At 73.1% G+C, this 22,324-nt stretch carries 22 protein-coding genes, 1 tRNA gene and 1 pseudogene; 11 read left to right on the top strand and 13 right to left on the bottom strand.

Annotated elements, in window-relative coordinates; genetic code table 11:
- The first annotated feature begins 53 nt into the window (after positions 1–53).
- Complete coding sequence (locus O7598_RS01510) at positions 54–791, top strand: phosphatase PAP2 family protein (protein WP_332367399.1); 738 nt, start codon at positions 54–56, stop codon at positions 789–791.
- 36 nt (positions 792–827) lie between these two features.
- Positions 828–2,044 (top strand): annotated as a pseudogene (locus O7598_RS01505) (APC family permease).
- A 6-nt stretch (positions 2,045–2,050) separates the two neighbouring features.
- Here O7598_RS01505 and O7598_RS01500 read toward each other — a convergent pair.
- From O7598_RS01500 to O7598_RS01490, 3 genes are read right to left on the bottom strand one after another with little or no spacing between them, the layout of a single operon-like run.
- On the bottom strand, positions 2,051–2,365 hold the full coding sequence (locus O7598_RS01500; protein WP_269689669.1) for a hypothetical protein: 315 nt from the start codon (positions 2,363–2,365) through the stop codon (positions 2,051–2,053).
- A gap of 35 nt (positions 2,366–2,400) precedes the next feature.
- Positions 2,401–2,874: a hypothetical protein gene (locus tag O7598_RS01495; RefSeq protein ID WP_269689668.1), complete on the bottom strand. Its 474-nt coding sequence runs from the start codon at positions 2,872–2,874 to the stop codon at positions 2,401–2,403.
- A 36-nt stretch (positions 2,875–2,910) separates the two neighbouring features.
- Positions 2,911–4,671 carry a potassium channel family protein gene (locus O7598_RS01490; RefSeq protein WP_269689667.1) on the bottom strand — a complete coding sequence of 587 codons (1,761 nt, stop codon included), beginning with the start codon at positions 4,669–4,671 and terminating at the stop codon, positions 2,911–2,913.
- Between the two features lie 88 nt (positions 4,672–4,759).
- On the opposite strand from O7598_RS01490, the gene O7598_RS01485 reads away from it, so the two are divergent.
- From O7598_RS01485 to O7598_RS01470, 4 genes are all read left to right on the top strand, one after another.
- Positions 4,760–5,242, top strand: a complete 483-nt coding sequence (locus O7598_RS01485; protein ID WP_269689666.1) for an MSMEG_6728 family protein — start codon at positions 4,760–4,762, stop codon at positions 5,240–5,242.
- 174 nt (positions 5,243–5,416) lie between these two features.
- Complete coding sequence (locus O7598_RS01480) at positions 5,417–6,958, top strand: FAD-dependent oxidoreductase (protein ID WP_269689665.1); 1,542 nt, start codon at positions 5,417–5,419, stop codon at positions 6,956–6,958.
- A gap of 18 nt (positions 6,959–6,976) precedes the next feature.
- The gene (locus O7598_RS01475) at positions 6,977–8,095 is read left to right on the top strand and encodes a hypothetical protein (RefSeq protein ID WP_269689664.1); all 1,119 of its coding nucleotides are present in this window, start codon (positions 6,977–6,979) and stop codon (positions 8,093–8,095) included.
- 197 nt (positions 8,096–8,292) lie between these two features.
- Positions 8,293–8,733: an HNH endonuclease gene (locus tag O7598_RS01470; RefSeq protein WP_269689663.1), complete on the top strand. Its 441-nt coding sequence runs from the start codon at positions 8,293–8,295 to the stop codon at positions 8,731–8,733.
- 143 nt (positions 8,734–8,876) lie between these two features.
- Here O7598_RS01470 and O7598_RS01465 read toward each other — a convergent pair whose 3' ends face one another.
- From O7598_RS01465 to O7598_RS01455, 3 genes are all read right to left on the bottom strand, one after another.
- Positions 8,877–9,488 carry a hypothetical protein gene (locus O7598_RS01465; RefSeq protein ID WP_269689662.1) on the bottom strand — a complete coding sequence of 204 codons (612 nt, stop codon included), beginning with the start codon at positions 9,486–9,488 and terminating at the stop codon, positions 8,877–8,879.
- 61 nt (positions 9,489–9,549) lie between these two features.
- Complete coding sequence (locus tag O7598_RS01460; RefSeq protein ID WP_269689661.1) at positions 9,550–10,317, bottom strand: enoyl-CoA hydratase/isomerase family protein; 768 nt, start codon at positions 10,315–10,317, stop codon at positions 9,550–9,552.
- Between the two features lie 77 nt (positions 10,318–10,394).
- Complete coding sequence (locus tag O7598_RS01455) at positions 10,395–12,794, bottom strand: M4 family metallopeptidase (protein WP_269689660.1); 2,400 nt, start codon at positions 12,792–12,794, stop codon at positions 10,395–10,397.
- Positions 12,795–12,964: 170 nt separating this feature from the next.
- On the opposite strand from O7598_RS01455, the gene O7598_RS01450 reads away from it, so the two are divergent.
- Complete coding sequence (locus tag O7598_RS01450) at positions 12,965–13,420, top strand: hypothetical protein (protein WP_269689659.1); 456 nt, start codon at positions 12,965–12,967, stop codon at positions 13,418–13,420.
- 10 nt (positions 13,421–13,430) lie between these two features.
- On the opposite strand, the gene O7598_RS01445 is transcribed toward O7598_RS01450, so the two are convergent.
- A complete protein-coding gene (locus O7598_RS01445; protein ID WP_269689658.1) occupies positions 13,431–14,315 on the bottom strand; it encodes a LysR family transcriptional regulator in 885 nt (294 codons plus the stop codon).
- 72 nt (positions 14,316–14,387) lie between these two features.
- Here O7598_RS01445 and O7598_RS01440 point away from each other — a divergent pair, with 72 nt between their 5' ends.
- Positions 14,388–15,044, top strand: coding sequence for a type 1 glutamine amidotransferase domain-containing protein (locus O7598_RS01440; protein ID WP_269689657.1), 657 nt, complete (start codon positions 14,388–14,390; stop codon positions 15,042–15,044).
- Between the two features lie 47 nt (positions 15,045–15,091).
- On the opposite strand, the gene O7598_RS01435 is transcribed toward O7598_RS01440, so the two are convergent.
- From O7598_RS01435 to O7598_RS01425, 3 genes are all read right to left on the bottom strand, one after another.
- Positions 15,092–15,706, bottom strand: coding sequence for a histidine phosphatase family protein (locus tag O7598_RS01435; protein WP_269689656.1), 615 nt, complete (start codon positions 15,704–15,706; stop codon positions 15,092–15,094).
- Between the two features lie 67 nt (positions 15,707–15,773).
- The gene (locus tag O7598_RS01430; protein ID WP_091069944.1) at positions 15,774–16,208 is read right to left on the bottom strand and encodes a VOC family protein; all 435 of its coding nucleotides are present in this window, start codon (positions 16,206–16,208) and stop codon (positions 15,774–15,776) included.
- Between the two features lie 35 nt (positions 16,209–16,243).
- Entirely contained in the window at positions 16,244–16,645 is a 402-nt protein-coding gene (locus tag O7598_RS01425) for a helix-turn-helix domain-containing protein (RefSeq protein ID WP_269689655.1), read from the bottom strand.
- Positions 16,646–16,822: 177 nt separating this feature from the next.
- Here O7598_RS01425 and O7598_RS01420 point away from each other — a divergent pair, with 177 nt between their 5' ends.
- Entirely contained in the window at positions 16,823–17,485 is a 663-nt protein-coding gene (locus O7598_RS01420) for a DUF4386 domain-containing protein (RefSeq protein WP_269689654.1), read from the top strand.
- Positions 17,486–17,556: 71 nt separating this feature from the next.
- A complete protein-coding gene (locus tag O7598_RS01415; protein WP_269689653.1) occupies positions 17,557–17,943 on the top strand; it encodes a hypothetical protein in 387 nt (128 codons plus the stop codon).
- 200 nt (positions 17,944–18,143) lie between these two features.
- Here the strand turns inward: O7598_RS01415 and O7598_RS01410 are convergent.
- Positions 18,144–18,220, bottom strand: a tRNA-Thr gene (locus O7598_RS01410).
- 362 nt (positions 18,221–18,582) lie between these two features.
- On the opposite strand from O7598_RS01410, the gene O7598_RS01405 reads away from it, so the two are divergent.
- Positions 18,583–19,674 carry an ABC transporter ATP-binding protein gene (locus O7598_RS01405; RefSeq protein WP_269689652.1) on the top strand — a complete coding sequence of 364 codons (1,092 nt, stop codon included), beginning with the start codon at positions 18,583–18,585 and terminating at the stop codon, positions 19,672–19,674.
- Between the two features lie 58 nt (positions 19,675–19,732).
- On the opposite strand, the gene rlmB is transcribed toward O7598_RS01405, so the two are convergent.
- Complete coding sequence (gene rlmB / locus O7598_RS01400) at positions 19,733–20,857, bottom strand: 23S rRNA (guanosine(2251)-2'-O)-methyltransferase RlmB (RefSeq protein ID WP_269689651.1); 1,125 nt, start codon at positions 20,855–20,857, stop codon at positions 19,733–19,735.
- Positions 20,857–22,272, bottom strand: a complete 1,416-nt coding sequence (cysS, locus tag O7598_RS01395; RefSeq protein WP_269689650.1) for a cysteine--tRNA ligase — start codon at positions 22,270–22,272, stop codon at positions 20,857–20,859. Before cysS ends, rlmB begins: the two co-directional genes overlap by 1 nt.
- Positions 22,273–22,324 lie beyond the last annotated feature (52 nt).

Genomic DNA, 22,324 nt, shown 5'->3' with positions numbered 1-22,324 from the left:
CCCGCGGCCGGTAGCGTGGTCGCGTGCGCCAGACCTCAGGGGTACGCCGCGACCTGCGGCTGCGGCCCGTCCGACCGGCCGGGTGGTGGTGCGACGGGCTGCTGCTCGCCGCCCTGGTGGTGCTGACCGTGGCGCTCGCCTCGGGCCACCTGTTCGGGCTCGACCGGGCGGTCGCCGACTGGTCGGCCGCGCACCGGCCGACCGCCGCCCGGTGGATCGCCATGGCGCTCAACCTGCTCGGTCAGGGCACCCCGCTGACGTTGCTGGCGGCCGGGCTGGGCGTGCTGCTGGCGCTACGGGTGCGCTCGGTGCGGGCGGTGCTGCCGCCGGTGACCGCGTTCGTGCTGACGTTCTTCACGATCGGCCCGCTGAAGGTGTGGACCGCCCGCCCGGCGCCGAGCGCGAGCGTGAAGGAGCCGTTCCTGCCGCCCGAGCAGACGTTGCCGCTGTTCCAGCACGAACTGCCGGTGCGTTTCGCCCAGTCGTACCCGTCCGGGCACGTGGCCAACGCGATCGTCTGGTACGGCGTGCTCGCCCTGCTGTTGGCCCCGCTGCTGCGCACGGTCGGCCGGGTGGTGCCGCCCCGGTTGGTCACCGTGGTCCGGGTGGCGCCCCCGGCGATCGTCTTCTGCACCACCGTCTACCTGGGCTGGCACTGGATCACCGACTCGGTCGCCGGGCTCCTGCTCGGGTTGCTGCTGGACCGGCTGCTGCGCCGGGTGCCCTGGAACGCCCTGCCCCTGCCGGCGCGGCTCGGTGCCTGGGGGCGGCCGGCCGACGGGCTCGACTGACACCCGCCATTAACCCCGGCACCCTAGGCTGCGGGCGTGGAACGGCTGGCGCGGCGACTCGGCGTACCCGATGCGGTCGTCATCGGTCTGGGCTCGATGCTCGGCGCGGGCGTCTTCGTGGTCTTCGCCCCGGCCGCGTCGGCGGCCGGCGGCGTCGGGCTGCTGGTCGCGCTCGCGCTGGCCGGCTTCATCGCGTTCTGCAACGCCACCAGCTCGGCCCGGCTGGCCGCCCGCTACCCGGAGTCCGGCGGCACCTACGTCTACGGCCGCGAGCGGCTGCACCCGTTCGCCGGCTTCGTCGCGGGGTGGGGGTTCGTGGTCGGCAAGACGGCGAGCTGCGCGGCCATGGCGCTGACGGTCGGGCCTACCTGTGGCCGGGGCGGGCGCGGCTCGTCGCGGTCCTCGCGGTGGTGGCGGTGACCGCGGTGAACCTGCGCGGGATCGGCAAGACGGCGGCGGCCACCCGGGTGCTGGTCGCGGTGGTGCTCACCGTGCTGGCAGTGGTGGCGGTGACCGGCGCGCCGCAGGTGGCCGGCGACCGGTTCACCGGGTTCGCCGACGTCGGCACACACGGCGTGCTCACCGCCGCCGGCCTGCTCTTCTTCGCCTTCGCCGGGTACGCGCGGATCGCCACCCTCGGCGAGGAGGTCCGCGACCCGGAACGCACCATCCCCCGCGCGGTGCCGCTGGCGCTCGGCGCGGTGCTCGCGATCTACCTGACGCTGGCCGTGGTCGCGCTCGGGGTGCTCGGCGCCGACCGGCTGGCCGCCTCGGCCGCGCCGCTGGTCGACGTGGTGACCGCGGCGGGCCGGCCCGGGCTGGCCTGGCTGGTGCGCGCCGGGGCCGCCGTGGCGGTGACCGGGGTGCTGCTCTCCCTGCTCGGCGGCGTCGGCCGCACCACGCTGGCGATGGCCCGCCGCCGCGACCTGCCGGGCGCGCTGGCCGCCGTGCACCCGCGCCACCGGGTGCCGCACCGCGCCGAGCTGGCCGTGGCCGCCGTGGTGATCGTGGTGGTGGCGTTCGGCGACGTCCGGGGCGCGATCGGCTTCTCCAGCTGCACCGTGCTGGTCTACTACGCGATCACCAACGCGGCGGCGCTGACGCTGGGCCCGTCGCTGCTCGCCGCGCTGGGGCTGGTCGGCTGCCTGGTGCTCGCGGTCAGCCTGCCGCTCGCCAGCGTGCTCGCCGGGTTCGGCGTGCTCGCCCTCGGCGCGCTCTGGTACGCCGTCCGCCACCCAACCCGCGCGACCTGACCTGGATCACTCGGTCGCGCGTGGATGGCCGGTGCCCGCGTAGGTGAGCCACACCGTGCGGCGCTCATCGTCGATCAAATACCAGATCCGGCCACCGCCGGTCACTTCGTACTGCCAGCGCTCCAGGGTCTGCCCCTTCCACCGGCTGATCGCCAACAAGCCTTTGAGTCGGTGGTGACGGTCGGGGTTCGCCATGGATCGTGGGTCCGCCCGCAGCGCTTCGAACGCTCGGCGCAGGTTCGTCGGCACCTGGCGGGCCAGATGCTCCCAACCCTCGGCAGCGGCCGAGTCGGCGAAGCGCAGTTCGTACTCGCCGCCCACAGCCGGTGGCGCCGCCCGATCGCCCCGCTTCGGGCTCACGGCTGGGCGTCCGGCGCGGGCACCGGGCCGAAGTCTCCGCTGGGTTCCCGGCCGACGTGCTCGAGCAGAACGGGATCGGCGTGGACCTCGGCAGTGTGCCGCCACTGGGTCAGCAGGACCGCGACGGGCGACAGGTTCTCCAGCGAGGCGGCGCCCTGCGCGACCGTGGTCAGCTCGGCGAGCAACTGGTCGACGTCCTCGTCGGGCAGGAAGGCGACCCAGGGCAGGGCCTCGCCCAACACTCGACGGACAGCCACCAACGGCTCGGTCCGAACCATGCCGGCCAGTAGCCGAGCGGTGAAATCGACGACGACCGCATCCCGTTCCAGTTGGTCGGCGCGGGTCAGCGCCAGGTCCCCCGCCTCCCGCCGGCGCAGCCGTAGGGCACGCACCTTCTCCAGCCGGTCCGCGGTGGCGGCCGGATGGTGGAGGAATTCGCTGAATGGAAGCTCTTCGTAGACTGCACCCATGACTTCCACACTACCTTGGAAGTCGACCTCAGTGGGTCACTCGTCCGGTTGGCGGGGCGTCGGCACCGGTGTGGTTTCCCGCAGCAGGGCGGTCAACCCGGCCCGCCGGGCCACCACGGTCAACCGGTCACCGGCGTTCAGCACCACGCGCGGGTCGACCGACCAGTCGGCCTTGTGCCCGGTGCGGGTGTGCGCGAGCAGGCGCACCTCCCCGGGGCGGGCCACCGCGCCGAGCGGACGCCCGTCCAACGGGGAGCCGGCCACCACGGGCACCTCGGTGACCAGCAGCGCGTGCCGGTCCACCGGGATGGTGGCGATCACCGCGCGGTCCAGCAGGGCCGCCGCGAACGACGGCGCGGCCAGGTAGGAGACGCTGCGCGAGATGCCGATGCCGAACGCCTGCTGGATCCGCTCGGCGAAGTCGCCGTCGAACAGCCGCAGCACCACCCGCAGGTCGGGGTCGAGCGAGCGGGCGATCAGCGCGGCCCGCAGGTTCGCCCCGTCGTCCGTGGAGACCACCACCAACGCCTGGCTGGTGTCGACCGAGGCGGACCGGAGCGTCTCCTCCAGGCCGGCGTCCCCGACGATCACCGGTACGCCCAGCCGGTGCGCCAGCGCGGCGCCCCGCGCCTCGGAATTCTTGTCGATGGCCACCACCTCGACGCCGAAGTCGTGCAGTTGGGCCATCACCCGGGTGCCGATGTTGCCCAACCCGACCACCACCACGTGCCCGGAGCGGTCGGGTTGGATCCGGCCGGCGTGCAGGGCCAGCCGGGCGTTGACGATGCCGTCGACCACCGCGGCCGTGATCAGCGGGATCAGCGCCAGCCCGGCCAGGTTGAGCACCACCTGCATCACCTGGGCGGCGGCCGGTTTGTTGACGTCCGGGTCCTGACCGCTGAGCGTGGTGACCAGGGTGAGGTAGAGCGCCTCGCCCCAGTCGACGCCGGCGGCCCGGGCATTCAGCCAGCCCAGCACCGCGATCACGCCGAGCAGCACCAGCACCGCGATGCCGATCTTGCGGGTGGCGAAGCTGCGCACGGCGCGCAGCAGCACCTCCACCGGCTGCCGGCGCCGCCGGGCCCGCACCAGCCGGCGGGCGGCCAGCTCGGTGCCGGGCGGCTGGCCGGTCGCCTCGGCCAGCACCACGTCGGCCGCCGCCTCGTCGGCGGGCAGCACCCGGACCAGCTCCGGGTCGGCGGTGACGGCCAGGCCGCACACCACGTCCTGCGCGCGTACGTCGGTGCGGCGGGCCACGTAGAGCGTGCGGCCGGCGTGCCGGAAGTGCGTCGGCGCCAGCTCGCCCAGCGCGGCGGCGACGAAGGCGGGGGCGGCCATCGAGGCGTCCGAGATGATCGCCGAGTCGGGGAAGAGCTGCCGCAGCCCGTCGGCCAGGTTGGTGTTGAACATCCGCACCACCAGGCGCAGCCGGGGCTCGACCTCCTGCGCGCAGAGCGCCGCGTGCATGTTGCCCACGTCGTCCTGGTGCAGCAGCGCCAACCCGGCCGCGTCGGCCAGCCCGGCCCGGCGGAACGCGGCCTCGTCGAGCCGGTCCGCCAGGACCACGCGTACACCGGGCACGTCCCGCCCGTCCGGGCCGTCGGAGCGGCGGCGCTCCGGCACCACGAGCGTGACCCGGACCTGACCGGCGGCCGGGTCGGTGGCGAGCAGCGCCCGGACCACCCAGTAGGCCAACGGGTCCGAGCCACAGACCACGTAGTGGGGGCGTTCGTCCCCGTTCGGCCGGAACCGCCACCCGGTCGCGCGGCGCGCTCGATCGCGCAGAGGCTCGGCCATGCCCGGATCGTAGTCAGCCGCTCGCGGTGGGCGCAGCCCCCATCGATCTTGAACGCATGGCGTCGCCTGCTGCGGGTAGAGCACCGGCATGCAGACGTTCCTGCCGTATCCGGACTTCCTGGCCAGCGCCCGGATCCTGGACCAGAAGCGGCTGGGCAAGCAGCGCGTGGAGGCCATCCAGGTGCTGCGCGGGCTGACCCGACCCGACTACGGGTGGCGCAACCATCCGGCGGTGAAGATGTGGGCCGGGTACGAGGAGGCGCTGACCCGCTACGGGCTCGACATGTGCGCGGTGTGGTGCGAGCCCGGCCGGGCGGACACCTGCGCCGCCACGCTCGCCACCGACCTCGCCGCCGCCTGCGGCGTCACCACCGTCCGGACCCAGGACGAGCTGGCCGCCACCGGGGACGTCCCGCCCTGGTTGGGCCGCGACGACCTGCATCGCAGCCACCGTTCGTCGCTGCTGCGCAAGGACCCCACCCACTACACACCACTCTTCCCCGCCGACACCCCGCTCGACCTCGACTACGTCTGGCCCTCCTCCGACCGCCCCCGCCGCTGCCTCGGATGAAAGGCGGGGCCCCCTGTTAACGGATTCGGTAGAGGAAGGGGCCCCGCTCAACACCACGGCCCGCGCTCAGCCCGGAGGTGTTAAGCGGGGGCCCGCCACATCCGAATGCGTTAACAGGGGCCCCCGCCTTACACCTCGGGCAGGATGGGGGCACTGTTGAGCGGAGGGTGGGGCGTGGGGCTGTCGCAAGTGGTTGGTCGGCTGATCGGCGTACGTGAGCACGTGGTGGACCCGGGCGGCGGTGGCGCGCCGCGCGTGCCGCAACCGGCCTCGGCGCTCGTGGTCGGCGGTGGCATCGCCGGCATGTCGGCGGCGGTGGTGCTGGCCGAGCGCGGGGTGGCGGTGACCGTGCTGGAGGCCGCGCCGCACCTCGGTGGTCGGCTCGGCGCCTGGCCGGAGGCGCTGCCGGACGGCGCCCAGCAGAACGAGCACGGATTCCACGCGTTCTTCCGGCAGTACTGGAACTGGCGCTCGATCCTGCGTCGGGTCGACCCGACGCTGGGCTTCCTCAAGCCGATCCCGGGTTATCCGATCCTGTCCGCGCAGTGGCCGACCGAGGAGTTCGGCAAGTTGCCGCCGGCACCGCCGGCCAACCTGCTGGCGTTGCTGCTGCGCAGCCCGAGCCTGCGCCTGGCCGACCTGCGCGCGATGGACCGGGACGCCGCGCTGCCGCTGCTCACCTACGACCCGGTGCGCACCTACGCGGAGTTCGACGAGCGGACCGCCGACGAGCTGCTCAGCTCGTTGCGCCTGCCGGATCGGGCCCGGGCGATGCTGTTCGAGGTCTTCTCGCACTCGTTCTTCAATCACGAGGCGGAGATGTCGGCCGCCGAGATGATCGCGCAGTTCCACTTCTACCTGCTCGGCAACCCGGAGGGGTTGGCCTTCGACTGCCCGGACCAGGACTATGCGACGGCGATCTGGGAGCCGCTCACCCGGCACGTGGAGAAGCACGGTGGCCGGGTGGTGACCGGCGCACCGGCGGCCCGGTTGGACCGTACCCCGGAGGGTTGGCGGGTGACCGGCGCCAACGGCGACACCTGGGCGGCCGGGCACGTGGTGCTCGCCGTGGACCCGCCGGCGCTCGCCGCGCTGGTCGCGGCCTCCCCCGGCCTGGTCGCGGCGGCGCCCGAGCTGGTGGCGCGGATGCCCGCGTTCGGCCGGCCCGGTCCGCCGTACGCGGTGGCGCGCTACTGGATGGACGGGGACGTCCGCCCGGACCGGGCGGTGTTCAGCGGCGTCTCCCGCCAGCCGACGCTGGACTCGGTGACGCTCTACCACCGGCTGGAGGACGAGCCGCGCCGCTGGGCGGAGCGCACCGGCGGCTCGGTGGTGGAGTTGCACGCGTACGCCTGCGAGCCGGACGTGCCGGCGGACGAGTTGGCCGCGCGGATGCTGCGGGAGCTGACCGCGCTCTGGCCGGAGGTGGCCGAGCTGCGGGTCCGCGAGTTGCGGGCCCGGGTGGAAGCGCAGGCCCCGGCGTTCACGCCGGGCAGCCACGCCGGCCGTCCCGGGGTACGCACCGACGCCGAGGGGCTCTACCTGGCCGGGGACGGGATCCGGACCGAGTTCCCGAGCGCGTTGATGGAGCGTTCGGCGGCGACCGGGATCATCGCGGCGAACCACATCCTGCGGGCCGAGGGCGCGGCGGCCGAGCCGGTCCGCTCGATCCGTCCGCGAGGGCTGCTGGCGCGAACCGCCGATAAGCGGTCATAAAACGCATAAGGTCGAGCGGTGGGCACCGCGACCCGGACGGAGGACCGGCAGGACGAGCGGACCGCCGTGGTGACCGCGCTGCGCCTCGGCTGGTCCATGGCGGACGCCTACCACCACGCGCGGACCGCCGACCTGGCCGAGGACACGGACCGGCCGGCGACCGCCCCGGGGAAACTGTCCAACCTCACCGAGATGCCGGGGCGGCACCGGCTCGGCATGTACCTCGACGGCGTGGACGTGGCGCTCGCCCTGCTCGCCCCTTCGGCCCCGGCCGGCCGCGCACTGCCGTCGACCGACGCCGCCCGCCGGGCCGGCGGGGCGGACCGGGAACCGCTGCTGCTCGCCCTCGACGAGCTGAACGTCCACGTGCTGCGCTGGACCATGGCGACCAACCACCGGGTGGGCGTGGCGTACCGGCTCGGCCGCTCGCTCGCCGACACGGTCCGGCGCGGCGACGCCGCCGAACTGGTCCAGCGCTTCGGCGGCCGGCAGATCCAGCTCAGCCGGTGGCTGGACGAGCTGGCGAGCGTGCTGCCGCCGTACTCGGCGGCGGTGGTACGTCGCTCGCTGTCCGCCTGGGCCGACGCGGTCGGCCGGGCCACGGTCGGCGCCCCCGGCGAGGCCGGACTGGCGGAGCTGGCCCGCGAGCTGCGCAACCAGGGCGACCTGTGGCAGGACGTGCTCACCGGCGGCCTGCACCCGCGCGACCTGCTGGACGAGGAGAACTGGGCGGTGGTGGCCCGCAACGTCGTCATCCGGGACCGGAAGCTGGTGGCGCAGGCGGCCCGCGGCCTCTTCTGGCCGGTGCTGGCACCGCTGCTGGTGGTGCTCCTGGCCGTGGTCGGGGTGAGCGCCGCGGCGGCGGCCGGCTCCCCCACCACGCGGGCCGCGGTGGCACTGGTCGGCCTCGGCGCCGGGCTCACCGCCATCTGGCGGTCGATCTCCACCCCGACGCTGTCGGTGGCCGCCGAGGTGAACCGGCCGCTGCTGGAGAGCGAGCTGGTGGCGCAGATGAGCGCCCGGATCGACCGCCCGCTCGCCGCCGCCCGCCGGGCCGGACGCGCCGGACGGCAGCGGCCACCGTCCGACGGCCTATCGAAATACGTTGCCCGCGTTTCCGAGATGGATCTACCGTGAACGCGCAAGGTCAACCACCGTTCCGGGAGCCGTCCATGTCGTACCGACCCGCCACCACGATGACGTCGTGGCTGCTCGGCGACGGCTGCCCGTGGTCCGGAAGGCCCGACTGACGCGTGCCTCGCGCGTCCCCGTCGTCGCCGCCCGGTCCGTGTGGACCTGGCGGCTTTTTCGTCTGATCGTGAAGGGAGAACCCGGTGGACGCCGTCCTCGTCGTCAACGCCGACCTCGGCCCGCTGCACCGGGTCACCGTCCAGCACGCGATCCGGATGCTCTGCCGCCGGGTCGCCGAGATCCACGAGGCCGAGCCGGACCGGCTGATCGGCGTCTTCCCGCTGCCGCGGGTGGTCCGCCTCGTCCGGTACGTGGTGACGCGCTGGCGGTTCCGCGCCGGCCCGGCCTGGTCCCGGGCCGGGGTGCTGGCCCGCGACGGCCGGCGGTGCGCCTACTGCGACGGCCCGGCCGGCACGATCGACCACGTCCTGCCCCGCTCGCGCGGTGGCCGGAACACCTGGGGGAACACCACCGCCGCCTGCTACGCGTGCAACCAGCGCAAGGGCGACCGGACCCCGGCCGAGGCGGGCATGCCGCTGCGGCGGGAGCCGACGGCCCCGAGCTGGGCAACGCTGGCGCGGTGACGGACGGCCGGCGGGCACAGGGGGCGGCGTCGGGGGCAAGCCCTTCGGCGCGGCGCCCGCCGGCCCCACCCAGCCGAGATCTTGGAAGGAAATGGCCCTCAGAGGGGCCGAAATCTTCCAAGATCTAACGCGACGCGCGGTTCTCACGCATTCGTGGGGGCGGTGGCGGGTGGCTCGGCCGGGTGGTGGCGCAGGAACGCCGCCGCTCGGCGGGCACCATGGTGGACCTGCCAGCCGACCAGCGCGAAAGTCACCGCGATCAGCCCGAAGAGGGCCACGAAAGCCGGTGAGGTGACGCGGATCAGCGCCTGACCGAGGTTCACCAGCACCAGCCCGGCGACGGGCACGGCCGCCCACGCGCCGTCCACCATCTGGCGCGCGACGAGAGTGAGCGTCGGCAGGTCGGCGTCGGGGCCCACGGTGCCGCGCCGCACCTGCTTGATCAGCCGGGATCGCCGGCGCATCGGCATGGCCCACATGGAGGACTCCCGGTTGGACCGGTACCGCCCGCTGCGGACGGCCCACACGATCGCGCCCACCTCGACCACCAGGCCGAGGCCGACGAGCACCGCGCCGGCGATCTGGGCCGCCTCCGGGGCGTCTCCCTCCCACCAGCTCGACCAGCCCGCGCCGAGCAGGCTGCGAGCGAGCAGGAATCCGAGCACACCGAACACCAGCCCCACGCCCAGCATCAGCCCACGGGTCCGGCGCCTGCCCCGCCGGATCAGGTCTGCCTCGTCGTCGCGACCGTCCATGGTGGCCTCCCCCGTTCGACCGCTCAGGGCGTACCCCGGGGGTGTGGCGGGCAAACGGCGGTCAGCGCGTCGCCGGCGGCGTCCAGTCGAAGCGCGGCGGCCGGCGCTCGTTGACCGCCGCCACCCCCTCGCGGGCCTCGCCGCTGTCCCGCACCTGGGCGTGCCACCAGGCGATCCGGTCGGCGTCGACGCGCCCGTCGACGATCTCCTTGGCGGCGGTCACGGTGAGCCGGGACCGCTCGGCGATCGTGGCGGTCAGCGCGGCCACCCGGTCGGCCAGCCCGGCGGCCGGGAGCACCTCGTCGACCAGGCCGATCCGCAGCGCCCGCTCGGCGTCGACCAGGTCGCCGGTGAAGAGCAGGTGCTTGGCGGCGGACGGCCCGACCAGCCCGGCCAGCCGTCGCGTGGTCGGCACCGGATAGACCAGGCCGAGCCGCGCCGGGGGTACGCCGAACCGGGCGTCCGCCGCGGCGAGGCGCAGGTCGCAGGCGACGGCGAGCTGGCAGCCGCCGCCCACGCAGGCGCCCTCGATCGCGGCCACGGTGGGCCGGCCGAACGCGGCGAGCCGTTCCTCGGCGGCCACCGCGATGCTGCCGTCACCGGCGGCCAGCAGTTCGTCCAGGTCACCGAGGTCGGCGCCGGCGCAGAACGTGCCGCCCGCACCGGTGAGCACCAGCGCCCGCACCGCCGGGTCGGCCTCCAGGCCGTCGAGCAGCACCGGAAGCCGGCGCCACATGGCCGGGGTCATGGCGTTGCGGCGGGCCGGGTTGTGGATCACCACGGTCGCCACCGGACCGGTCACCGTGACGGTCAACTCCGCGTCGGACATGGGCCCGACCGTAACGGGCGGGGCCCGGTGACCACCCACGTGGGGTGGCCGCCGGGCCCCGGGGTCGGGCGGTCAGGTCAGGAGACGTTGACCGCGGTGTCGTCGACGACGAACGAGGTCTGCAGCGAGGCGTCCTCGGTGCCGGTGAACTTCAGGGTGACGGTCTGCCCGGCGTACGAGGCCAGGGAGAACGACCGCTGGGTGTAGCCGGTGGCCTTGTTCAGGTTCGAGTAGGTCGCCAGCGTCGCCAGCACGGTGCCGGACGAGTTGAGCACCTGCACGTTCAGCTTGTCGTACTGCACCGTCGACGTGCTCTCCGCCGAGTCGATGTGCAGCCAGAAGCTGAAGTTGTAGGTCGAGCAGCCCGACGGCAGGCTCACCGACTGGGCCAGCGTGTCGGTGCGGGTGGTGCCGTAGCCGTTCAGCCACGCGTTCCAGGTGCCGCCGTGGGTGGGCTGGCCCTGCGAGCCGTACTGCCCGATCACGCCGGAGGTGGTGGTCCAGCCGGTGTTGCCGGACTCGAAGCCCGGGTTGCCGAGCTTCTGGCCGGCGCCGGTGCAGCCGCCGCCGGTGCCGGTGACCGTCAGCGAGTACGTGGCGGTCTTGGTGCCCGAGGTGGCGCTGCCGGTGACCGTCACCGAGTAGGTGCCGGTCGGGGTGCTCGCGCTGGTGGCGATGGTGAGCGTGGACGAGGCGCCCGAGGTCACCGAGGCGGGGCTGAACGACGCGGTGGCGCCGGTCGGCAGGCCGGACGCGGAGAACGTCACGGTCTGCGCGGTCCCGCTGGTGGTGGCGGTGGCGACGGTGGTGGAGGCGGATCCGCCCTGGGTCACCGACCCGGCGGTCGGCGACAGGGAGACGGAGAAGTCGTTGCCGGTGGAGCTGCACGGGGCGTCGTTGCCGGCCACGTTCACCGCGGTCCACGCCGCCTGGACGGTCTTGTACTCGGTGGAGCAGTTGCCGTACAGGTCGGTCGCCGCGCGCAGGGTGTACGCCCGGGCGGTGTTCGACGGCGTGGTGTTGTTGACGTACGAGGTGTTCGAGGTGAAGTACACGTCGAGCGCCCGGTACCAGATCTTCTCCGCCTTGGCCCGGCCGATGCCGGTGACCGCCGGAGCCGAACCGCAGACCGGCGAGGTGCCGTACGAGGTGGCGCCGGTGCCCTCGGCGAGGTTGAAGAAGAAGTGGTTGCCGACGCCGGACGAGTAGTGCACGTCCTTGTTCTTGGTGCTGGTGGACCAGCAGGAGTCGGACGAGCCGTCCAGCGACGGGTTGTACATGTAGCGCAGCGGCGTACCGTTGCCGTTGATGTTGATCTTCTCACCGACCTGGTAGTCGCCCGGGTCGCTCGGCGCGGCGGCGTAGAACTCCACCATGTTGCCGAAGATGTCGCTGGTGGCCTCGTTCAGGCCGCCGGACTCACCGGAGTAGACCAGGCCGGACAGCGCCTCGGTGACGCCGTGGCTCATCTCGTGCCCGGCCACGTCCAGCGAGACCAGCGGGCGGGAGTTGCTCGACCCGTCGCCGTAGGTCATCTGGGCGCCGTCCCAGAAGGCGTTGACGTAGTTGTTGCCGTAGTGCACCCGGCTCGGCACGCCCTGGCCGTTGCCGAAGATGCCGTTGCGGCCGTGCGTGTTCTTGAAGTAGTCGAACGTCTTCGCGGCGCCGAAGTGGGCGTCCACCGCGGCGGACTGCCGGTTGGAGGTGGCGCCGTTGCCCCACGCGTTGTCCGCGTCGGTGAAGGTGGTGCAGGTGGACGTGCCGTTGTTCATGTCGCAGGTACGGCCGTTGCCGTGCGACGGGTCGATCATCTGGTAGGTGCTGCCGGAGAGCGTCGTGTCGATGCTGACCGTGCCGGTGTAGATGCCCTGGCCGCTGCCGACCACCGACTCGATCTCGTCGTACGAGCCGATCACCTTGCCGGTGGTGGCGTCGGTGACGACGTGCAGCTTCGACGGCGTCTGCTTGTCCGCCTTCCACCCGGTGGCGACGGTCTCCCACGCCAGCCGGCCCTTGCCGCTGCTGGCGTCGACGAAGAGTTCGGGCGCACCGACGGAGGTGAGGCTGCCGGTGAACGCCTTGCGCGCGCTGGCCTTGGCCGCGGACGCGCCGACCTTGGCGCTGGTGCCGAGGGTGAGCGGGGCGGACAGGCCGACCGAGGTGCCGGTCAGGGTGCCGTTCGGGGCGGTGTGGACGACGAAGTCACCGCCGTAGACCCGCAGGCCCTGGTAGGTCCGGGTGTAGCGGGTGTGCGCCGCCCCGGAGGGGTCGACCTTGGTGCGGACGGCCTGGTAGGCCTCCCCGTCGGCGCCCTGGACGGCGCCGGGGTTGGTACGGATCAGGCTGTCGGCCCGGGCCGCGGCGGCGGGCTCGGGGCTTCCGGCGTTGGGCGCGGCCGCTTGCGCCGTGGTGGTGACGCAGGCCAGCACGCCGCTGGTGAGCAGCGCTGCACTGACGGCGGCGACGGTTCTTTTCACGTGCCCTCCTGAAAGGAGAAGTTGTGACGGGGGTAGTCACTGATGTAGATATAGCTGAGACATCGACAGGCGTGAAAGAGGGCGACGGTTTCCCGTCCCAGACACTGACCGAACGGATGAGGAGGCGCGGTGGTCCGGAACCGGGTGGCCCCGTCGCGCGTCCGATCGGCATGAGAGCAGCCCCCGCCGTGGCGGTCACCGTCGCCGCCGTCCTCACCCCGCTCGCGGGCTGCGCCCGCGCCGACACCCCGCCGCCGGTCGGCCCGGCCGTCACCGCACTGCCCGGCGTCGAGGTGACGCTCGTGAAGTCGGGCGGCATCGCCGGCCTGACCGACACCATCACCGTGCGGCCCGACGGCAGCTGGACGAAGACCGACCGGGCCGGCGCCGCCCACGACGGCCGGCTCGCCGAGCCGGACCTCGACCGGCTGCGGCAGCTCGCCGCCGACCCGCGGCTGGCCGCCGAGGCGGCGGTCACCGTGCCGGCCACCATGTGCGCCGACGCGTTCAGCTACCGCCTCACCATCGGCCCGACGAACGTCGGCTACGTGGACTGCCCGCCGCAGGCCACCCCACCGGCCGCCACCGCCGAGGTGGTCGGCCTGCTCACCCGCGCCACCGGCTGAGGAGGGCCGCTCACCAACCGGGCGCGGCCGCGAGCAGGGTCCGCCGCACGGCCTGCACCTCGCGCCGCCCGGCCGCGCCCGGCCGGGCCGCGAGGAACAGCGTGTTGAGCGGGGGCACCGGCGGCGCGAGCAGCGCCCGCAACTCGCCGGATGCCAGCTCACCCCGGCAGAGGTACGCGGGCAGCACGCTCACCCCGGCGCCCGCCGCCACCGCCGCCCGGACCGCCCGCAGGTCCGCCACGACCAGGCTGGGCGTGCGGGTGAGCCGGGTGTCGAAGACGGTCCGCCAGTACCGCCGCAGGATCGGCGCCTCCTCGCCCCAGGCGACCAGCGGCACGTCCCGCAGCGCCGCCGGGGTCACCGGCCCGGCCAGCCGCTCGGCCCAGGACGGCGCGGCCACCAGCACGAACTCCTCGTCGTAGAGCGGCTCGACGACCACTCCCCGCCGGCGCGGCCGCACGCTGGTCACCGCCAGGTCGAGCCGGCCGGCGACCAGGTCGTCCAGCAGTCCCTCCGGCATCCCGGCCACCGCCCGCAGCTCCAGGCCGTCGGCGACCGGACCGGCCAGCGCCGGCAGCACCCGCTCGGCGAGCAACTCGGCGGGTCCGCCGAGGAAGACCGTCCGGGCGTACGCCGTGTCCGGCGCCCCGGTCAGCACGGCGGCGAGCCGGTCCAGCGGCTCCGCCACCCGGCGGGCCAGCTCGTCCCCGGCCGCGGTCGGGGTGACGCCGCGGGGCAGCCGGTCGAAGAGCGGCCGCCCGACCGCCTCCTCCAGCGCCCGGAGTTGCGCGGTCACCGTGGGCTGCGCCACACCGAGCAGCTCGGCCGCGCCGGTGATCGAACCGGCGCGGTGCACGGCCAGGAAGCTGCGGAGCAGGTCCAGCGACGCCTTCACATCAGCAAACCTATCGCCGACGTGACTCTTACCTATTGGTCAGCTATGGCTCGACGCGCCAGCATGGGTGGCATGACTCGTGCACTCATCGCCCTGACCAGCCATTCCGAGCTCGGTGACACCGGCCGCAAGACCGGCTACTACGTCGGCGAGGCCGCCGAGCCGTGGGAGGTCTTCCGCGCCGCCGGGTACGACGTCGACCTGGTGTCGGTGGCCGGCGGCGAGCCGCCGACCGACGGCCGCGACGCCGACGACAAGACCCAGAACGACTTCCTGGCCACCGCCGGCGTGACGGACACCCCGAAGGCCTCGGACGTCGACCCGTCCCGGTACGACGTGATCGTCTTCGCCGGCGGCCACGGCACCATGTGGGACTTCCCCGACGACGAGGACCTGGCCCGCATCGCGCGCTCGGTCCACGAGCGGGGCGGCGTGGTCGCCGCCGTCTGCCACGGCCCGTCGGCGCTGGTGAACCTCACCCTCACCGACGGCTCCAGGCTGATCGCCGGCAAGCGGGTGGCCGGCTTCACCAACGACGAGGAGGCCGCCGTCGGCCTCACCGACGTGGTGCCGTTCCTGCTCGCCGACAAGCTCACCGAGGCCGGCGCGCAGCACGTCCCCGCGCCGAACTTCACCGAGCACGTGGTGGTCGACGGCAACCTGGTCACCGGCCAGAACCCGCAGTCCGCCCGCGCCGTGGCCGAGGCAGTGGTCAAGCTCCGCAGCTGACCCCTCCCCCTCCTTGATCACCGCCCGTTTCCACCGAGGCTCGGGCGTCAGAAGTGGTAGTCGTCGGGGAAGCCGGTGGCGCGCAGGTCGGGCGGCAGGTGGGCGGCGTCGTTCAGGGCGATCAGCGTGGGCGGGCCGGCATCGCTGTAGCGGATCACGGTCAACGCGCAGTTGGCGTGGTTCAGCCCGATCCAGCGGCGCTCCGGCGCCTCCAACGCGTGACGCACCAGCCAGGCGACCAGGAAGTTGTGGGTGACGACCAGCTCGCGGACGTCGCCGGAGGCGGGGGCGGTGGCGAACCGGGCCACCGCCCCCGCCGTCACCTCCGGCCCGTCCCGACGCTCCGCGTCGGTGAACCCGGCCAGGAACGCGGCGTGCCGATCCGGCAGGCCGGCCGGGTCGGTGTCGTGCGGCATGTGGTCGCCGGCCCGGTCGTCCACGTGGACCGGGACACCGGGCAGCGCGGCGGCCACGAGCGCGGCGGTCTCCGCCGCCCGGGCCAACGGCCCGTGGTGCACCGCGTCGATCCGCGCCCCGCGCAGCCGCTCGCCGAGCAGCGTCGCCTGCCGGCGGCCCCGGGCGGAGAGACCCACCTCCGGAGCCTCCGTGCCGGTCTCCTCCTGCTCGCCGTGTCGGGCCAGGAACAACAGTCGGGTCGCCACCGGTCACCTCACCAGATCGGGAACGGCCGACCCTAGCCGCCCGCCCCCGATCCGCGCAGCCCCGCGGTCAGCCGTTCGCCCACTGCTCACGCGGGTGCATCTGACCGATCCGGATCCGGTTGCCGAACGGGTCGCGGATGCCGAAGTCGATCCCGTACGGCCGGTCGGTCGGCTCGTCGGTGACCTCCACGCCCTTGGCGACCAGGTCCGCGTACGTCTTGTGCGCGTCGTCGGTGGTGAGGAACAGGAAGCCACCGGCGGCGCCCTTGGTGAGCAGCTCGCGGACCTGCTCGGCGGTCTTCGGGTCGAGCGCGGGCGGGCCGGGCTTCTCCAGCAGGATCTCCCGCTCGACGTCGCCCGGCACGTTGACAGTGAGCCAGCGCATGAAGCCGAGATCCTGGTCGGTGTTCACCTCCATGCCCAGCTTGCCGACATAGAAGTCGAGCGCCTCGTCCTGGTCCAGGACGTAGATCTGGGAGCGGGAGATCGAAGTCATCGTCATGCCACAGACGCTAGAGCAACGCCCTGACCTGGCGCTTATCCGAAACTGCTCGGTCTGGTCCAGGACTTGGCGAAGCAGCTCGGCACGTTCGCGGCGGCGCTCCGACGGCGCCGGAAGTCGCTCGGTGACTCGCCGACGATCTCCCGGAAGGTCCGGCTGAACGTGCCGAGGCTGGCGAAGCCGACGGCCAGGCAGACGTCGGTGACGTCCCGGTCGGTCTCCAGCAGCATCGACATGGCCCGCTCCACCCGGCGGCGCTGCAGGTAGCGGTGGGGTGTCTCGCCGAACGTGGCGCGGAAGGTGCGGATGAAGTGCGCCTCGGACACGTGCGCGATCCTGGCCAGCGCGGGGATGTCCAGCGGCTGCGCGTACGCCCGGTCCATCGCGTCCCGGGCCCGCAGCATGGCCCGGTTGGACTCCTCCACCGCCCGACTCATCGCTAGCAGGCTACCGCCTGCAAGGCGGGGCCCCCTGTTAACGCATTCGGTATAGGAAGGGGCCCCGCTTAACAGCCGCCAGGACGCGCGCCGCGGCGAGGATGCCCGAGCGGCCGATTCGCAGCCGCCAGCGGAGTGGCCATCATCGATGGCGTGGCGGCGGCGGAAGGGGCACCGATGGAGTCACTGCGGAAGACCTCGCTGGTGGCCGGCGGGTTCTACCTGCTCACCTTCGTCTCGATCCCGACCGTCGCCCTGTACCGCCCGGTGCGCGACGCGAACTACCTGGTGGGCACCGGATCGGAGACCCCGGTCGTCGTCGGCGGCGTCCTCGAGGTGATCGTGGCCCTCGCCTGCATCGGCACCGCCGTCGCGCTGTTCCCGGTGCTCAGGCGGCATGGCGAGGCCCGGGCGCTGGGGTTCGTCGCCGCTCGGGTGGTGGAGGCCACCGGCATTCTCGTCGGCGTCGCGAGCATCCTGACGATCGTCGGGCTGCGGCGGGCCGGCGCCGGAGCGGACGCGCTGGCCACCGGGTCGGCGCTGGTCGCCCTCTACGACTCGATGTTCCTGCTCAGCCAGAGCCTCGTCCCGGCCGTGAACGCTCTGCTGCTGGGCTCCCTGCTGTACCAGTTCCGCCTCGTCCCGCGCGTACTCCCGCTGCTCGGGCTGGTCGGCGCGCCGCTGCTCGTCGCGTCCGACGTCGGCGTGCTCTTCGACCTCTGGGACCGGCTGTCCCCGGTGACCGCGGTCGCGGCCCTCCCCATCGCGGTGTGGGAGTTCTCGCTGGGCGTCTATCTGGTCGTCAAGGGCCTCCGACCTGCGCGCGGAATCGCCGCCTGAGCACCGGTCGGGTCACCGCCTGCGGGAAACGGGGCAGCGGTGAGCCGGCCGCCTCCGCCACCCACGGTAGCGTGACTGTGATTGATATCTTCTGCGGCATGAGTCGGGGCCGGGGTGCTGACAGCCGCAGCAAACGGCGGCAGGTCAGCGAGCGGCAACGCGCTGCGGCGGTGGAGGACTACCGGGAGTCTGTCGGCCGGTTGCAGCACACCGCCTACCGGAACATGCGGCGGACGGTCGCCTTCGCCACGTGCTTCGTCGCGGTCATCGCTACGTGGATGCTCTTTATGGGTCAGGCGACGCCAGCGATCTTCCCGTGGTACGCGGTGGCGATCCTCGGCGGCGCGTTCGGCTTGACCACTTACTTCGTTCGGCAGTCGCGCCCGCGGCTGTACGTGCTCACCGTTGCTGTCGTCCTGGCGGTGGTGGGCGTGACCGGCATATTCCTAACGAGCTAAGGGCCTGCGCCGCGCGACGCCCGCGGGCGACGGCACCCCGAGCGAGCAGACCGTTCAGCGGGTCGCCGGGAAGCTTCACATCTTGGACGCGCAGGCGCTCGGCAAGCTCGACGGGCAGCTGTCGTGACCCCGGTTGCTGTCAGCGTTGCTGTCAACCGGGGAGATCACGACGGCCACCGGCCGGGATCGCCTTGTGGAATTGGAGCCCCCGGCCGGGATCGAACCGGCGACATCTCGCTTACAAGGCGAGTGCTCTGGCCAGCTGAGCTACAGGGGCGCGTGTGACGGGCTCAGCATAGCGACTGGGTCCCGGAATTCCCGCCTGGCAGCGCTCCCGACCACGGAAAACGTCAGTTTCCCGACCGGCCCCACCGATGGATCGTCGACGGATCGCGCTCCCAGCCGGGAGATTGATGCCTCGCCGTGCCCGGCTGACCGAAATGTCTATGCCGTCCGTCCCACCCGTTGCCCCACGTCTTGGCACGATCGTGAAAGCCGTTTACGGTGCAGTGACACGGACGACACTCCGACCGGCCCCGGCTGCCCGGATGACGTCCCGTTGGCCGGCGCCTCGGGCGCCGGTCGCTCCTTCACTCGGATCGTCCGGCACGTTCCTGCCGGTGAAAGGAAGCGCCCCTCATGGCTACGGTCACCTACGCGAAGGCGTCCCGGATCTATCCGGGCACCGAGCGCCCCGCCGTCAACCAGCTCGACCTCCAGATCGGTGACGGGGAGTTCCTCGTCCTGGTCGGCCCGTCCGGCTGCGGCAAGTCCACCAGCCTGCGGATGCTCGCCGGCCTGGAGGACGTCGACGACGGCGCGATCTACATCGACGACCGGGACGTCACCCACCTCCCGCCGAAGGCCCGCGACATCGCGATGGTCTTCCAGAACTACGCCCTCTACCCGCACATGACGGTGTACGAGAACATGGCGTTCGCCCTCAAGCTGCGCAAGACCTCGAAGTCGGAGATCGACCGGCGGGTCAAGGAGGCGGCCAACCTTCTCCAGCTGGAGGAGTTCCTCAGCCGCAAGCCGAAGGCGCTCTCCGGTGGTCAGCGCCAGCGGGTCGCCATGGGTCGCGCGATCGTCCGCGAGCCGCAGGTCTTCCTCATGGACGAGCCGCTGTCGAACCTCGACGCCAAGCTCCGCGTGCAGACCCGTACCCAGATCGCCTCGCTCCAGGCGAAGCTCGGCGTCACCACGGTCTACGTCACCCACGACCAGGTCGAGGCCATGACCATGGGCCACCGGGTGGCGGTCATGCTGGACGGCGTGCTCCAGCAGGTGGACACCCCGCGGGCGCTCTACGACACCCCGTCCAACGTCTTCGTCGCCGGTTTCATGGGCTCCCCCGCCATGAACATCAAGACGGTGAAGCTGACCGATCAGGGCGGCGCGTTCGCCGAGCTGATGATCCCGCTGACCCGTGAGCAGATCGAGGCGGCCCGCGCCGAGGGCGGCGACGGCAAGGTCACCGTCGGCTTCCGTCCGGAGGACTGCGACCTGGTCGGCCCGTCCGAGGGCGGCATGCCGGTCGTGGTCGAGCTGGTCGAGGACCTGGGCTCCGACGCCAACGTCTACGGCCACGCCGCGCTCGAGGGCCACAACGAGCGGTTCGTGGTCCGCACCGACCGGCGCACCATGCCGAACATGGGCGACACCGTGTTCGTCAAGCCGCGCACCGGCCGCAGCCACGTCTTCCACGCCTCGACCGGGCGCCGGATCTGACGTACGCGAAGAAAGGGGCGGTCCGCCACGGCGGACCGCCCCTTTTTCGTGTGCGGCGTCAGGCCTCGGCGGCGCGGCGGCGGGCGACCTCGGCGAGCGTGACCGCGGCGGCGACGCTGGCGTTGAGCGACTCGACGTCGGAGACCATCGGGATGCTGACGGTCAGGTCGCAGGTCTCGCCGACCAGGCGGGACAGGCCCCGCCCCTCCGAGCCGACCACCACGACCAGCGGACCGACCGCGGCCTCGAGGTCGTAGAGGTCGGTCTGCCCGTCGGCGTCCAGGCCGACCACGACGAAGCCGGCCTCCTTGCACGCCTTGAGCGACCGGGTCAGGTTGGTGACCTGGGCGACCGGGACGCGCGCGGCCGCGCCGGCGCTGGTCCGCCAGGCGGTCGCGGTGATACCGGCGGCACGCCGCTCGGGTACGAAGACACCCTGTGCGCCGAACGCGGCAGCCGACCGGATCACCGCGCCGAGGTTGCGCGGGTCGGTGACCCCGTCCAGCGCGACCAGCAGCGGGGCGGCCTGCTCCAGCGCGGCGGTGACCAGGTCCTCGAACGGCTCGTAGGCGAACGGCGGCACCTGGAGGCCGACACCCTGGTGCAGCACCCCGCCGGTCATCCGGTCCAGCTCGGCGCGGCTGACGTCGAGGATCGCGATGCCCCGGTCGGCGGCGGTGCGGACGATCTCCTTGACCCGGTCGTCGACGTCGATGCCCTGCGCGGTGTAGAGCGCGGTCGCCGGCACCTGCGCGCGCAGCGACTCCAGCACCGGGTTCCGCCCGACGAGCAGTTCGGGGCTGTCCTTCGCCGGGTTCGACTTGCGGCCCGGGGAGACCCGGGGCCCGCCGGAGCGGCCGGTGGGCTTGCCACCCCGCCCCTTGGCGGCGGTGGGTACGCCCCGGCCGCCGCCCCTGCCCCAGGTGGTGTCCTTGCTGCCGGGCTGGCCGATCTTGGGCGCGCGGCCCTCCTCGGCGGCGGCGCGGCGCTCCTTGTCCTGCTTCCAGGCGGTGCGCTGGGGCAGCTTCTCGGTGCCGGAGTAGGCCTTGTGCCAGGGACGCTCGTCCGCGGGCAGGGTGCGACCCCGGCCGGCGAGGGAATCCTTGTTCTTGCCACCGGTGCCCTTGGGGGCGCCAGCCTTCGACGTCAGTCGCCGGCCACGGCGCTGCGAGTTGCCGGCCATCAGTCCTGCTCTCCAATAGTCCAACGCGGGCCCTGGGGGGTGTCCTCGACGACCACGCCGGCCTGCTTGAGCTGGTCGCGTACGGCGTCGGCGGCAGCCCAGTCCTTGCGGCCGCGGGCCTGCGCGCGCTGTTCCAGGGCCAGCGCGACCAGGGAGTCCACCACGCCGCGCAGGTCGCCCGCGCGGTCGCCGCCGGTCCAGGCCGGATCCAGGGGGTCGACGCCGAGGATATCCAGCATCGCCCGGGTGGCGGCGAGCGTCGTGCGGACGGTCACATCGTCGCCGCCGCTCAGCGCCGTGTTGCCGTCCCGGACCACCTCGTGCAGCACGGCGAGCGCCGCCGAGGTGTTGAGGTCGTCGTCCATCGCCGCCGCGAAGGCGTCCGGCAGCCCGTCGGGTCGGCCCGCGCCGACCCGCTCGGCCGCCCGCTGCACGAAGCCCTCGATCCTCCGGTACGCGACCGCGGCCTCGCGCAGCGCGTCCTCGGAGTAGTCGATGCGGGACCGGTAGTGCGCGGCGGCGTAGTAGTAGCGCAGCTCGACCGGGCGCACCCCGAGCGAGGCCACGTAGTCGAGGTCGAGCGTGTTGCCCAGCGACTTGCCCATCTTGGTGCCGCCGATGCCGAGCAGGCCGTGGTGCACCCAGTAGCGGGCGAACGGCAGGTCGGCGGCCTGCGACTGGGCGATCTCGTTCTCGTGGTGCGGGAACGTCAGGTCGAGCCCACCGCCGTGGATGTCGAACTCGGCGCCCAGGTAACGCCAGCACATCGCGGAGCACTCGATGTGCCAGCCGGGTCGGCCGCGACCCCACGGCGACGGCCAGGAGGCGTCGGCCGGTTCGTCCGGCTTGGCGCCCTTCCAGAGCGCGAAGTCACGCGGATCCTTCTTGCCCCGGTCGGGGGCGTCCCCGGCGGGCTGCATGTCGGCGGGGGACTGCCCGGACAGCGAGCCGTAGGCCGGCCAGGAGGCCACGTCGAAGTAGACGTCGCCGGAGTCGTCGCCGGCCGGGTAGGCGTGCCCGGTCTCGATCAGGCGGGCGATCAGCTCGTGCATCTCCGGGACGTGCCCGGTGGCCCGCGGCTCGTAGGTCGGTGGGAGCACGTTCAGCGCCCGGTAGGAGGCGGTGAGGATCTGCTCGTTGGCGTACGCGATCGACCAGAACGGCCGGTCCTGCTCCATGGCCTTGGCGAGGACCTTGTCGTCGATGTCGGTCAGGTTGCGGATGAACGTGACCTCGAACCCGTGGCGGACCAGCCAGCGACGCAGCACGTCGTAGTTGACGCCGGAGCGAAGGTGGCCGATGTGCGGGGGCGCCTGGAGCGTGAGACCACACAGGTAGACCCCCACCTTGCCGGCTTCCCGCGGGACGAAGTCCCGCACCGATCGGGTGGCGGTGTCATACAGGCGTAGCGTCACCTCACAAGGGTAGCCGTCCGCACATTTCGAGGTTGGCCGGAGCCGGGTCGTA

The sequence above is a fragment of the Micromonospora sp. WMMC241 genome (assembly GCF_027460165.1).
Classification (GTDB): domain Bacteria; phylum Actinomycetota; class Actinomycetes; order Mycobacteriales; family Micromonosporaceae; genus Micromonospora; species Micromonospora humi.
This window is presented reverse-complemented; position numbering and strand designations above follow the sequence as displayed.